The following is a 12687-nucleotide window of genomic DNA, read 5'->3' on the forward strand; positions in this document are numbered from 1 at the left end:
TCACAGCGCCGGCAGATCGAGAGAACTTGGCAATGTCGCGGTTGCCGTCGCGCGGGCCTTGTCATGGTCTTCGAGAACCCTACTGGTGACACCCAGGAGTTCGGCCATCGTGGTCAGAGCGTCCAGGATGCTGTCTGCTCCCTGCTTCGTCTCCGACCAGCCTGCGGAGAACGCGTCGGCCGAGGTACCTCGCCAACCGTTCATCAGGTTGGCGATATCGGCATCCAATGAATTCAGGCCGTTGACCAGGGATTCGGCGACTTGCTGGACGAATACGCCTGCGTCAGTTACTTCTTCTGGCACGAGGCCGAAATCCCCGGTAGTCCTCTGATCGTTCGCCATGGTCTCTCCGTACATCTCGTGATACCGACCGGTGTCCAGTGGATGGCTTGACGGTTCATCCCCGTATCCGATCGTTCTGATCTCCATCAGAAGGTTGGACGCAGTGGGTCTCGAATCGGTTCCACAGAGTACGAAGGCGCTGGACACGGTGTGATTCCTTCAGTGCGGCCGAGGTAGCCTTCCATGCGGAAGATTTCTGCTGGTCCTGCCACGATCCGAAGGTACTTCTATTGTGCTGAAGCTGATGTTCCATGAGCCCGTTATTCCGGGGAATACCGGGAATGCCATTCGGTTGGTGGCGGGGGCGGGGTGTGAGCTGCATCTGGTGGAGCCGTTGGGGTTCGATCTCTCCGAGGCGAAGTTGCGGCGGGCGGGTTTGGATTACCACGATCTGGCTTCGGTGACGGTGCACGGGAGTTTGGCGGCGGCGTGGGAGGCGTTGGCGCCGGAGCGGGTGTATGCCTTTACGACGCAGGCCGATGCGCGGTACACCGATATCGCGTATCGGGAGGGGGACGTGCTGTTGTTCGGGACCGAGCCGACGGGGTTGCCGGACGGGGTGCTCGCCGACCCACGGATCACGGCTCGGGTGCGGATTCCCATGTTGCCGGGGCGGCGGTCGATGAATTTGTCGAATGCCGCGGCGGTCGCGGTGTACGAGGCGTGGCGGCAGATCGGATTTCCGTACGGCGTCTAGAGATCCACGTCGAAGCGTTTGAAACGGGAGGTCGCGCCGGAGACCAGGCGCACTGCGCTCTTGGGGACTCCGAAATGCTCGGCGAGCAGTTCGACGGCGGCCTTGTTGGCCTTGCCCTCGACGGCGGGGGCGCGCACGTAGAGCCGCAGGGTGCCGTCGTCGAGGGTTTCCACCAGCGGACCCTTGCGGCTGTTGGGGGTTATCGTCGCCCGGACGGCGGTCGGCGGCATCGGCGATCTCCTGTCTCGGTGTGCGTACCTCCGCTGCGGGGCGGCGTGTCCTCATGTGGACGTATCCTTCCCGGGCTCGCCTTCGGCGTTGCCGGGCGGGGTCGTGGCCACACCCGCCGAAGTGCCCGCGCCCGGTTCCCCGGCCGCGGCGGTCGCGCTCACCGCACCCCGTTCGTCCGCCCGCCCGGTGGCAGCGCGCGGGCGGCGCCTCGACGCTTCCAGCCACCGCACCGCGCGGGCGATACCCCATCCGATGAGGCCGAGTACGGCGAGGAATCCCAGCCAGGGAATCGCCCTGCCCGCGAATACGATCGCGTCCTGCAACCAGTCGACCAGGGAATGCCATCCCGAGACGAGGCCGTCCCAGAAATTGTCGGCGCCGTCGTCGGATTCGGTTTCGGTGGCGGTGATGTCGATGGTGAGACTGGACAGGGCGACCTGGTCGTCGAGGTGACGGCGTTGCGCGGTGCGGCTGTCGAGTTCACCCTGCCTGCTGGACAAGGCGTTCTCGGCGGCGATCAGGTCGGCGGTATTGGTCGCGTTCGCGATGAGGGCGCGCAGGCGGTCCACCGATGCCTGCAATGCCTTGATCTTGGCGTCCAGATCCTCCCACTGCATGGTGACGTCTTCGCGATTGGTGCTGATCCGGGTGACCTCGCCGACGCCGCCGAGTCCATCGATGAACGCGTCGGTCTTGTCGGCGGGCACCCGCACGGTCAGGGTCGCGCTCGGGTCGTTGTCGGGGGTGTCGGGTTGTTCGGTGCGGCTGTCGATCCGACCGCCCGCGGCGCGCACCCGGTCGGCGACGGTCGCGGCGGCGGCGATCGGGTCGGCCGCGGTGATGTCGACACCGCCGGTGACGACCTCCTTGCGCGCGGTGGTCTCCGTGCCCTGTTCGCGACCGTCGGTGGGGGTCGGCGCCTGTTCGCGCAGGCCGGGCGGTGTGGCGGCGGGTGCGGGCGAGGACGAGAACTTGCTGTCGGTGGTCGATTCGGAACCGCCGCAGCCCACGAGCGCGATCAGAACCGACAGGCCGAGACACAGCGCCGCAAGCTTCCGCATATTCGCAGGGTAGTCGCTGCGGTGGCGGTCCGTTCGTCAGACGGAATCCGCGCCGCCCATCCGGTTTTCGACGGCGGCGATGCGGGCAGGCAGTCGCGGATGTGAGTCGAGCAGTCCGGCGAAGCGTTTCGGCGGATCGACGCGACGGGTCCACATGTCGAGCACGGCGCGCAGTTCGCGGCCGTATCCGAGATCGACGGCGACCCGATCGGCGTCGATCTCGCCGCGGCGCCGCTGAGCGCGTTCGGCGAACGGTTCCAGCACCAAGGTCGCCAGCAGCGCAACGAGGACCGCGCCGAAGTGCAGCACCGCGAAGACGGCGGCGGCGATCAGCAGCGAAACCCGCATGAACACCGCCGCCGTGAAACCGATGGCGTCCATCGGTTTGCGCACCCCGAACATCCGCAGCGCGCCCGCCAGTCCGACGATATGCGCCGCCTGCGCTATGAAAACCGCCGAGTACCAGGTGATTCGGCGCAGTATTCGCCACAGCGCGGTGATCGGCAGCGCGTACCAGTAGGCGAGCATCCACGCGCGCTGACCGCCGCCGAGGTGGTGTCCGAGTTCGTGGGCGAGTATCGCCTCGAGTTCGCGCGGACCGAGCAGGTCGATGGCGGCGCTGGTGACTACGACGATGCGCCCGGGCGCCGCGAGCGCGTTGAGTTGGTCGATGTCCTCGACCCAGAGCGAATAGTCTTCGGCCCGTATTCCGGCGGCGCGCGCGACATTGTGCCAGGCCGCGCTCAGCACACCCTGTTCCGCGGGACGCGGGCGGCGGACCGGAAATATCCACGGCGCCGCCCCGCCTGCGGGCGGCGGCAGGAACGCACCGCCGAACAGCCAGATCACCGTGAGTCCGAGTGCGGTGCGCGGGCCGAGCAGCGTGCCGAATCCGAAGACGAGCAAGCCGCCGAGTGTCATCGAGGGCAGCGAGACCGCGAGGGTGATCAGTGCTGTCGTGACACGCAGACGCCGGGGTACCGGGGCAGGCCCGTCCGATATGTCCACGTGCATATTTCGCGTATCCGTCCGTCGTCGGCGTTTACGCTACGTCACCGAGAGCCGGGTCACCGGAAGTCGCGGTCACCGGAAGTCGCGCGAACGGGAATCCACCCGCAGTTCCATGCGCTCCAGATATTCCGCGACAACGCTGACGGCTCCTTCGGCGTTCTGCACCCGGCCGCGCACGAGCAGGGCGGGCGCGCTCTGGGCCTGCGTCCGGTAGCGGGTCCACAGGCCGACCGAGCAGACGACGTTGACCATACCGGTCTCGTCCTCGAGGTTCAGGAAGGTGACGCCCGCGGCGGTGGCGGGCCGCTGCCGGTGGGTGACCGCGCCGCCGATCAGCACCCGCGACCCGTCGGGGACCGCGAGCAGCCCCGCGGCGGGCACCACGCCGAGTTCGTCGAGTCGGCGGCGCAGGAATTGCGTCGGGTAACTGTCGGGTGAGACACCGGTCGCCCAGACATCGGCGGCGGCGAGTTCGAGTGCGCTCATACCGGGCAGTGCAGGCGCGGCGGTGGCCGCACCGGTGCCGGGCAGGCGGTCGTGACGTTCGCCCGCGGCGGCCCCGGCCGCCCACAGCGCCTCGCGGCGGGTCACGCCGAGACTGCCGAGCGCGCCCGCGGTGGCCAGCGCCTCGGCCTGCGGGACGGTCAGCTCGACTCGCCCGGTGAGGTCGAGGAACGAACCGTACGGCCCGGATTCCCGTGCGGCGACGATTCTTTCGGCCAGATCGTCGCCGATGTGGCGCACGGCGGCGAGACCGAGCCTGACCTCGCGACCGCGGTTCTCCAGGGTGGCCTCGGCCCGACTTGCGTTGATGTCGGGGCCGTGCACCGTGACACCGTGTCTGCGGGCGTCGGCGACCAGCGACTGCGGGGAATAGAACCCCATCGGCTGGGCCCGCAGCAGTCCGGCGCAGAAGGCGGCCGGGTAGTGCAGTTTGAACCAGGCCGAATAGAATACGAGCGAGGCGAAACTCTGCGAATGACTCTCCGGGAAACCGAAATTCGCGAAGGCATACAGCTTCTCGTATATCCGGTCGGCCACTTCGCCTGTGATTCCGTGCAATTCGCGCATACCCTCGTAGAGGCGTTCACGCAGCCGTTCCATGCGTTCGGGTGACCGTTTGGATCCCATGGCGCGGCGCAGTTGATCGGCCTCGGCGGCGCTGAATCCTGCGATGTCGACGGCCATCTGCATGAGCTGTTCCTGGAACAGCGGAACACCGAGGGTGCGTCCGAGGGAATTCTCCAGCGCCGGATGGTCGAAGACGACCTTCTCCGTCTTGTTGCGCCGTCGGATATAGGGATGCACCGAGCCGCCCTGGATGGGGCCGGGCCGGATCAGCGCGACCTCGACCACCAGATCGTAGAATTCGCGCGGTTTCAGCCGGGGTAGGGTGGCCATCTGGGCGCGCGACTCCACCTGGAACACCCCGACCGAGTCGGCGCGCGCGAGCATCTCGTAGACCGCGGCATCGCTCAAGTCGATCCGATGCAATTCGACCACCTCGCCGATGTGCTCGCGCACCATATCGATCATGTAGCGCAGTGCGGAGAGCATGCCGAGACCGAGCAGGTCGAATTTGACCAGACCGACCGCGGCGCAATCGTCCTTGTCCCATTGCAGGACGCTGCGGCCGGGCATGCGCGCCCACTCCACCGGGCAGACGTCGGCGATGGGCCGGTCGCAGATCACCATGCCGCCGGAATGGATGCCGAGATGCCGCGGCAGACCCTCGAGATCGGAGGCCAACTCGAGTACCCGCTCAGGAATGTCGGTGCCGGTCTCGGAGCCCACACCGCTCCAGCGGCTCACCTGTTTGCTCCAGGCGTCCTGCTGCCCCGGTGAGAATCCCAGTGCGCGAGCGGCATCGCGCACCGCGGACTTCCCGCGATAGGTGATCACATTCGCCACCTGCGCGGCGTATTCGCGACCGTATTTCCGGTAGACGTGCTGTATCGCCTCCTCCCGGCGATCGGATTCGATATCGATGTCGATATCGGGCGGTCCGTCGCGTTCCGGGGAGAGGAATCGTTCGAAGAGCAGTTCATTGGCCACCGGATCGACATTGGTGATCCCGATGGCGTAGCAGACCGCCGAATTGGCCGCCGAACCCCGCCCCTGACACAGAATGCCCCGATCGTGGCAGAAGCCGACGATATCGTGCACCACCAGGAAGTAACCGGGAAACCCCAGCGCGGCAATGGTTTCCAATTCGTATTCGAGTTGCCGGTAGGCGGCCGGATTCCCGCTTTCCGGGCCGTAGCGGCGGTGCGCGCCCCGCATCGTCAGCGCGCGCAGCCAGGAATTCTCGTCGTGGTCGTCCGGCACTTCGAACGGTGGCAGTTTCGGCGCGATGAGACGCAGGTCGAAGGCGCATTCGCGGGCGAGTTCGGCAGCGTTCGTCACCGCGCGCGATCCCGCGTCCCCGACTCCGGCCGCGAACAGATGCGCCATTTCCGCGCCGGAACGCAGATGCGCGCCGCCCGCGGGCGCCAACCAGCCCGCGATATCGTCCAGACTCCGCCTGGCCCGGATCGCGGCCAGCGCCGCGGCCCGGCGACGCCGGCCGGGTCCGGCGAAATGCGCGCCGGTGGTGGCCACCGCGGGCAGGGCGAACCGTTCGGCGAGCGCGATGAGGTGCGCGTTGCGCTCGTCGTCCTGGGGAATGCCGTGGTGGGTGAGCTCCACCGCGATCCGGTCGCTTCCGAAGCGTTCGACCAGCTCGCCCAGCGCCCGCCGCGACAGCGGCAATTCGGTGTCGCCGGACCGCAGGTCGCGTTCGAGGGCCTGCCGAAGATGGCCTTTGCGGCAGCCGGTCAGGACGTGCCAGTGCCCGTCCGCGGCGGCGGTGAGCGTGTCGAGGTCGTAGCGCAGGATGCCCTTCTCCCCCGCGCTCATGTGCGCGGCCGAGATCTCCCGCGCGAGTCGCCGGTAGCCTTCCTGCCCCCGGGCCAGGATCAACAGGTGCGGTCCGGCCGGATCGGGTGATCCGGTGCGCGGCGCGGAGTCGGCGGGTTCCGGGTCGGCGGCGAGGGACAATTCGGCCCCGAAGACGGTCGGCATACCCCATTCCTCGGCCGCCTCGGCGAATCGCACGGTTCCGTAGAAACCGTCGTGGTCGGTCAGCGCGATGGCTTCCAGACCGAGTCGCACCGCCTCCTCGACCAGTTCCTCCGGCTGACTCGCGCCGTCGAGAAAGCTGTAGGCCGAATGCGCGTGCAGTTCGGCGTAGGGCACGGTCGAGCCCGGTACGGGAGCGACCGGTTCGGCACGGTAGGCGCCGCGTTTGCGTGACCAGGCCGGGCTGTCTCCGCCGTCGCCGGGATTCATCGCCTCCGTATCCGTCCGCCCGGGGCGGCCGGACAGCACCCGTTCCATCTCCGCCCATGTCGGCGGTCCGTTTCCCCAGCCCACGACCTCTCACCTCCTCATGGCTCGACTCGGCGACGGGGCTATCGAATCGCCAGCCGCTCCGCCGACCCCGCGTTCAGCGCCTCCTCGACCCGATCCAGCCCGGAACGGATCATGTCGCCGTAGGCGTCGTGCGCCAGGATCCGCAGGTGACCGCGCGCGATAGCCAATTGCATTCGGGCGCCGTCGAAATCGCCGACCCGGCGATGGCTGTCGGCCAGATTGAGGTACAGCGAGGGCAGGAAACAGCGCAGCCCCTCGTCGAGCGGGATGCCGGGCGCGAAGACGGCGGCCAGTGCGCGCTGATCCCAGATCAGCGCCTCCTCGTTCGTCTCCTGGAGCACCGCGAGGTGATGCGCTACCACGCAGCGCTGCAACGGATCTCCGGCCGGACCCAGTTCGTCCCATAGGGTGCGCAGGGCATGCCGCCCCGCCTCGGGATTGCCGCTGCCGCGCCGCACCGCGGCAAAGATGTCCGCCATCCGATCGTCCGCCATGCGCACGAGTATCGCACATATGTTCGATACATTCGAGGCCGGTTCGAAGGTTTCGGCGAGCCGTTGCGGACGAGTTGCTCCCAGCGAGGACGACCCGCGAGGACACCCCGCATTCGCCAAAGTCCCGGACGCCGGATACCTTCGAAAAGCGACGATGCCCACGGCGGAACCACCCCGATCGGCGCACTTCCGATCCCTCCGCCGAGCAACCCGGCGGCATCTGCGCGAATCCGCCCGCCGCCGTCGCGACGGGATATGCGCCACTACTTGTCAGCGGAACTTACTTCGGAGTAAGTTCATGGTCGGCGGCCGCCACGACGCTTCGCCACGGCACTCCACCGCCGCGTCGCGTATTCGACCGCGAAGATATTCGATCGCAAGGAGAAGCGATGAGCGCAACGGCGCGCAGCGACTCGACCCGACACAGCCGCGACCTCACCGGTCGCCACGTCGTCATCACCGGGGCCTCCTCCGGCATCGGCCGGGCCGCCGCGCTCGCCGTCGCCGCCAAGGGCGCCACCGTCCTCGTCCTGGCCCGCCGCGGTGACGAACTCGACGCCGTCGTCGCCGAGATCCGGGCCGCGGGCGGCGACGCGCACGGCTACACCTGCGATGTCACCGACTCCGCGTCGGTGGACGCGACCGTCGAGGCGATTCTGCGCGAACACGGTCACGTCGACATGCTGGTGAACAACGCGGGCCGCTCCATCCGGCGCGCCATCCACCGCTCCACCGACCGCCTGCACGACTTCGAACGCACCATGGCGGTCAACTACTTCGGCGCGCTGCGCATGACGCTGGCGCTGCTGCCGCAGATGCGCGAACGCGGCTTCGGCCACATCGTGCAGATCAGCAGCGCGGGCGTGCAGGTCGCCACTCCGCGATACTCCGCCTATCTCGCGAGCAAGGCCGCGCTGGACAAGTTCACCGAGGTCGCCGCGATCGAAACCCTCGCCGACGGAGTCTCGTTCACCACCATCCACATGCCGCTGGTGCGCACGCCGATGATCGCCCCCAGCGGCACCCAAGGCCCCTCCGAATCGCCGGAATGGGCCGCCGCGACCATCGTGCGCGCCCTCACCGAGCGTCCCAAACGCATCGACGTGCCGCTGGGCACCATCGCCGAGTACGGCGCGCTGGTCACCCCGCGCATCCGCGACCGCATCCTGCACCGCTACTACCGCGCCCTGCCCGATTCCCCCGCCGCCAAAGGCGAGGCGGAGGAGTCGACCGCCCCGGAGGAGTCCGCGGCCGTCGCGATCGTCCCGCCTCGGACTCGCTCGGCCGCCCGCCGCGTCACCGGCACCGCCCTGCGCCGGGCCGCCCGCTGGGTTCCCGGCACGCACTGGTGACCACGACGTGACGTGTCTCAGTCGTAGACACCTTCCGCGCACCAGTTTCCGTCGAGGTAGATCAGCAGCAGGACCTTGGTGTCGGTGGCGTCGTCGAGTTGGACCTGGGCGCGCGCGGTCGCCGATCCCCGCGAGACCCACCACTGTTCGTCCACCGGCCACGGACCCGCCCAGCCGGTCAGCGTCCAGGATCTGTCGCCCCAGCGCAGGCGGAAAGGGTCGGCGGAGAACAGACCCCGGTCGGTGACCCGCACCACCGTGCCGTCGGCCGCCTCGAGCGCGACCGGCGGGCGGTGCGTCAGCAGGAGCGCGGGGGCGGGTTCGGGCAGGCGCCCCGGCCACGGCTGGGTCGGATCGGCGGCGGGGACCGGTTCGTCGCCCAGCACCACCATGGTGACGCGTTCGGCGGGACCGCGGCCGCCGCTGAGCACCCCGATCCGCACCGCCTCGCCGCCGAGCAGACCCTGAACTCGAATCAGGGCGCGGCGGGCGCGTTCGTTCTCCTCGCCCACCCCGCCCCACAGCCCCAACTGGAGTGCGCCCGCCCGCGCGATCTCGACCGGCTCCAGGCGAAGCAGGGTAACGGGCGCGGTGGGGCGGTCGCGACGGGTCAGCCAGCCGTCGAGCTGCCAGCGCACCCGGTCGGCGGTGCCGCCGGGGGTCAGCGGTTCGGCGCACCGCCAGATACGCGAGAGTTGTTCACCCGCTTCGGTTTCCGCGAGGACCGCGAGTCTGGTGCAGGAGACCGAGGCCGCGGCGAGCGCGGCGTGCAATCGGGTCGCGAGCAGGCGACCCGCGAAGGCGGCGGCGTCGACCCGGTCGACGGGCGGATCGCAGCGGTATTCCACGGTCAGATCCGGCGGCGGGCGGCGCGCCGAGGGCGGCCGTTCCGGCACCGCCCGCGCGCAGCGGTGCGCCAGTACGGCGTCGCCGCCGAATCGGGAGGCGACATCGGCCGGACTCAACGCCGCGAAATCCCCGATCCGGCGCAATCCCAGACGGTGCAGCAGATCCACCAGATCGGCGCGTTCCGATGCGGCCGGACTCGGTTCCGCGGCCAGTTCGGCGATGGGCAACGGCGCGAGAAACCGCGCGCCCTCCCCCGGCGGCACGAGCGCCGCCCGTTTCGCGGCGATCACCGCCGTGGAGAGTTCGTCCGCGATACCGATCTGGGCCTCGACCCCCACCGCGGCCACCGCGTCGACGAGCCGTTCGGCCGCCGCCTCCTCGGAACCGAAATATCGCGCCGCACCGCGCGCCCCCAGCACGAGCAGTCCCGGACGCAGCACCTCCACCCCCGGCGCCGTCGCGTCGACCGCGGAGACGACCGGTTCGAACAGACGCGCGTCCCGATCCGTGTCGGCCTGCACCAGAAACAGTTCCGCACAGTTCGCCTGCGCCTCCCGTCGCCGCAGCCCGCGCCGCACCCCCGCCGACCGCGCGAGCGCCGAACACGCCACCACCCGATTCCCGAACAGCACCGCCACCGGCCGGGTCGCGGGCACCTCGGCCGCCGCAGCGGCGGCGACGGCGGGCCAGTCCCGGCACCAGAGCGCGAGCACCCGGGAGCGATCCGGCCGTATCACGGTGCCGCACCGCCGTTCCCGACGACCCGGCGACTCACGAGGCCGCTTCGCGGGCGGGGGCGTCGACGCGCGCCGCACGGGGGACCCATTCCACCCGCCCCGCGCTCGGACACAGGTCGATGCGCCCGCGACGGGCCGGACCCGCCTTGGCGCGAACGCCGACATCCAGACAGACCGACCGCAGCCGCCCGTGTCCCACACCGAGTCCGTAGTAGCCGCTGACCCGCGACTCCAGCCGCAACGTCGGGTCGGGCCAGTGCCCGTCGGTGACCACGAGCGTGGCGCCACGACTGCGGGCGCGCGCGGCGATCACCCGCGACCTCGATGGCGGAACGGAGCGATTGCCGAGTCCGAGCAGAACGAGATCGAGCCCATCCAGCAACACCGCGGCGACCTCGACCGGGTCGGGCCCCGGATCCGCGATCACCGCGACTCGCGCCAATTCGGCCCCCATCTCCACCGCGGCGAGCAACCCGAACCGTGGCATCCCCACCACCGCCGCGTGCCCGCCCGCCTCGGTAGCCGCGGCGAGCACCCCCGCGAGCAGCGACCGAGCACCCGCGTAAGCGACCACCGACCCCTTGACGAGCCCCCCATCCGGCAGCAATTCCGCGAGCGCAGGCGGCACCGCGAGTGATTCCCGCCGCAATTCGGCCGCACGCGGTATCCGCGCAGCCGCCGACTCGCCCCGCCCCGGGATCGCCGCCATCCTCCGACGGAGTTCCTCCAGCGCCCGCTGCCCACCCTCATCCCGAACCCGCACATCCGAACCCATCCCAACCACCTGCTTCCCACGATGGACTCCGGGCTAAGCAAACTAATCGGCGCTCCGCCGGGAGCTCAGCACCGATCCAGCTATCGATCTTAATCGAATATACGTTCGATACTGGAACTAGTAGAAGCCCGGGTCGGTGATCCGTCAAGATGTGGCTGACCAGCCTATCTGTCGATCGCTGACCGAAGTCCTTGGGAGCAGTGGTTGTGGGCGCGTTGCGGGACGCGAAAGATCAAGCCCGTTCTGGTGGTGGCGGGCCTGGTTGTCGTCGTCCGATCCGGGACTGCCAAGTTGACGGTGTTAGTGGTTGATTTCCAGTTACTTTCGTCCGGCGGACAGGCGGCCGTCGAAGGTGATCTCGGAGCGCTGGCTTCCAGCGGTTGGACCAGCGTTGTCGGGCGGCACCTCGGGGTCCAGGCTGTCGTAGCCGCGGTCGTCCATCTCGCCCTCGAGCGCCGATTCCACCACCAGCTTGGTCGAGAGGCGCTCACCGGAGGTCAATTGTCCCCAGATGTAGATCGAGGCGATTCACGTTTTCGATCACCGAGTTCCGGTCGCTGCGGGCACAGCCCGGTCGAAATCAGGTAGTCGACTACTGGCGACACCGATACGTACGGTCGGCAGACTTCCCTTTGTTCACTCTCCACCGGAAGGCGCGAATGCCGGTCATTCGCTCTACATGTTCCGTGACAACGATTTTCGAGGCGACAGACTGTTCGCCGATATCGAGCATCGACCCTGCCAGGAAGGAAGGCCATGTCAAAGCAAGAAACCCCTCTACGTTCAACGAGCGACGAACCACAATTACCCCGCAAATTTGAAAGAGATGACATTCAAAGCAGAGACTTGATGTGGAGCGCGCCTATCTATCACGGCGACTGCAAGCTATCAGGGCTCATCTTCGGCACCCTCGACAACGGGCCAACCTTCCGGTTCCGTTCGGACGGAACCTGTGAACTTCTGGCCAGGTTCTACTCATCTGAATCAGATGATGCTTGGGTCATCCACAACCTTTATTTGAAGGACGCGAACGGAACGGTTCTTTTTACGATGCCGAAGTTCTCCAGTCCCGGAACAGTAACCGACAACCAGGTAATCGACTGGGTTCGCCCGCTACTATATCCCGCCATTTTCTTTCCGTGGATCACCCAGGTGACTATTACTTCTAGTTGCTGAACTCATCCCCGTTCACCGTGCCCTGTCTCTCCCCGCATGGGCGGCGCGCAGCCGGCCGGTCGTCGAGGGTTCAAACCGGTCAGTGCTGAGAACGTCGTGTCCGGGGAGTTCAAGGACCTCGACCGGTGACAGGTGTGTTGGTCGGTCACACAAGAGGGCCGCGCTTGTGTTCATTGGCCGCGACTCCGTCGCGGCGGATTCGCGGCCGTCTCCCGTCCGAGGGGCCGCGAAACGACCGCTGTCAGGCTCACTCCCGACAAACTGTCCGGTGAGAACGTCGCGATATCCGCGAACCGACAGTGCCGGGATGGGAGTTGCGGGGTCGGGCGAATCCGGATCTTGGTGAGGGCCGGATTCCGGAGGAACCGTGGACCGGCGGCACCGAGAAAGGCAAGGTCCGGGATCGCCCGAAGACTGGAGCAGCCCAGACCTACGGCAACACTTGACCGACCCGAAGCTAGCCCGACGAACGCCCCGTTCGCGGCCGTGCCGGAGGCACGGCCAGAGATCCAGTTCGCGGCCGTCTCGCGTCCGAGCGGTCGAGACAA

At 68.2% G+C, this 12687-nt stretch carries 12 protein-coding genes; 3 read left to right on the forward strand and 9 right to left on the reverse strand.

Going from position 1 to position 12687, the window contains the following annotated elements; all coding sequences use genetic code 11:
- Positions 1-342, reverse strand: coding sequence for a WXG100 family type VII secretion target (locus APZ21_RS24965; RefSeq protein ID WP_162240385.1), 342 nt, complete (start codon positions 340-342; stop codon positions 1-3).
- 232 nt (positions 343-574) lie between these two features.
- Between APZ21_RS24965 and APZ21_RS24970 the strand changes: the two genes are divergently transcribed.
- Positions 575-1039: a tRNA (cytidine(34)-2'-O)-methyltransferase gene (locus APZ21_RS24970; protein WP_054815714.1), complete on the forward strand. Its 465-nt coding sequence runs from the start codon at positions 575-577 to the stop codon at positions 1037-1039.
- Here the strand turns inward: APZ21_RS24970 and APZ21_RS24975 are convergent.
- The 5 genes from APZ21_RS24975 to APZ21_RS24995 form a co-directional block, all read right to left on the reverse strand.
- On the reverse strand, positions 1036-1269 hold the full coding sequence (locus tag APZ21_RS24975; protein ID WP_054815715.1) for a DUF167 domain-containing protein: 234 nt from the start codon (positions 1267-1269) through the stop codon (positions 1036-1038). The two genes, APZ21_RS24970 and APZ21_RS24975, sit on opposite strands and share 4 nt — an antisense overlap.
- Before the next feature lie 51 nt (positions 1270-1320).
- Positions 1321-2331 carry a DUF4349 domain-containing protein gene (locus APZ21_RS24980; RefSeq protein ID WP_082393433.1) on the reverse strand — a complete coding sequence of 337 codons (1011 nt, stop codon included), beginning with the start codon at positions 2329-2331 and terminating at the stop codon, positions 1321-1323.
- A 36-nt stretch (positions 2332-2367) separates the two neighbouring features.
- Positions 2368-3345 (reverse strand): M48 family metalloprotease, encoded by a 978-nt coding sequence (locus APZ21_RS24985; RefSeq protein ID WP_054815716.1) that lies wholly within the window; start codon positions 3343-3345, stop codon positions 2368-2370.
- 69 nt (positions 3346-3414) lie between these two features.
- Positions 3415-6756, reverse strand: coding sequence for an error-prone DNA polymerase (locus APZ21_RS24990; protein WP_054815717.1), 3342 nt, complete (start codon positions 6754-6756; stop codon positions 3415-3417).
- Between the two features lie 38 nt (positions 6757-6794).
- The gene (locus APZ21_RS24995; RefSeq protein WP_054815718.1) at positions 6795-7250 is read right to left on the reverse strand and encodes a hypothetical protein; all 456 of its coding nucleotides are present in this window, start codon (positions 7248-7250) and stop codon (positions 6795-6797) included.
- A 389-nt stretch (positions 7251-7639) separates the two neighbouring features.
- Between APZ21_RS24995 and APZ21_RS25000 the strand changes: the two genes are divergently transcribed.
- On the forward strand, positions 7640-8602 hold the full coding sequence (locus tag APZ21_RS25000) for an SDR family NAD(P)-dependent oxidoreductase (RefSeq protein WP_054815719.1): 963 nt from the start codon (positions 7640-7642) through the stop codon (positions 8600-8602).
- Positions 8603-8619: 17 nt separating this feature from the next.
- Here the strand turns inward: APZ21_RS25000 and APZ21_RS25005 are convergent, their stop codons facing one another.
- The 3 genes from APZ21_RS25005 to APZ21_RS25015 form a co-directional block, all read right to left on the reverse strand.
- Complete coding sequence (locus APZ21_RS25005) at positions 8620-10188, reverse strand: DNA polymerase Y family protein (RefSeq protein WP_054815734.1); 1569 nt, start codon at positions 10186-10188, stop codon at positions 8620-8622.
- 34 nt (positions 10189-10222) lie between these two features.
- Entirely contained in the window at positions 10223-10963 is a 741-nt protein-coding gene (locus tag APZ21_RS25010; protein WP_082393434.1) for a hypothetical protein, read from the reverse strand.
- A 318-nt stretch (positions 10964-11281) separates the two neighbouring features.
- Positions 11282-11464 (reverse strand): hypothetical protein, encoded by a 183-nt coding sequence (locus APZ21_RS25015; protein ID WP_054815721.1) that lies wholly within the window; start codon positions 11462-11464, stop codon positions 11282-11284.
- Positions 11465-11719: 255 nt separating this feature from the next.
- Between APZ21_RS25015 and APZ21_RS34395 the strand changes: the two genes are divergently transcribed.
- Positions 11720-12139, forward strand: a complete 420-nt coding sequence (locus tag APZ21_RS34395; protein ID WP_156371319.1) for a DUF6294 family protein — start codon at positions 11720-11722, stop codon at positions 12137-12139.
- Positions 12140-12687: the final 548 nt, after the last annotated feature.

The organism is Nocardia arizonensis (assembly GCF_001310275.1).
Taxonomy (GTDB): domain Bacteria; phylum Actinomycetota; class Actinomycetes; order Mycobacteriales; family Mycobacteriaceae; genus Nocardia; species Nocardia arizonensis.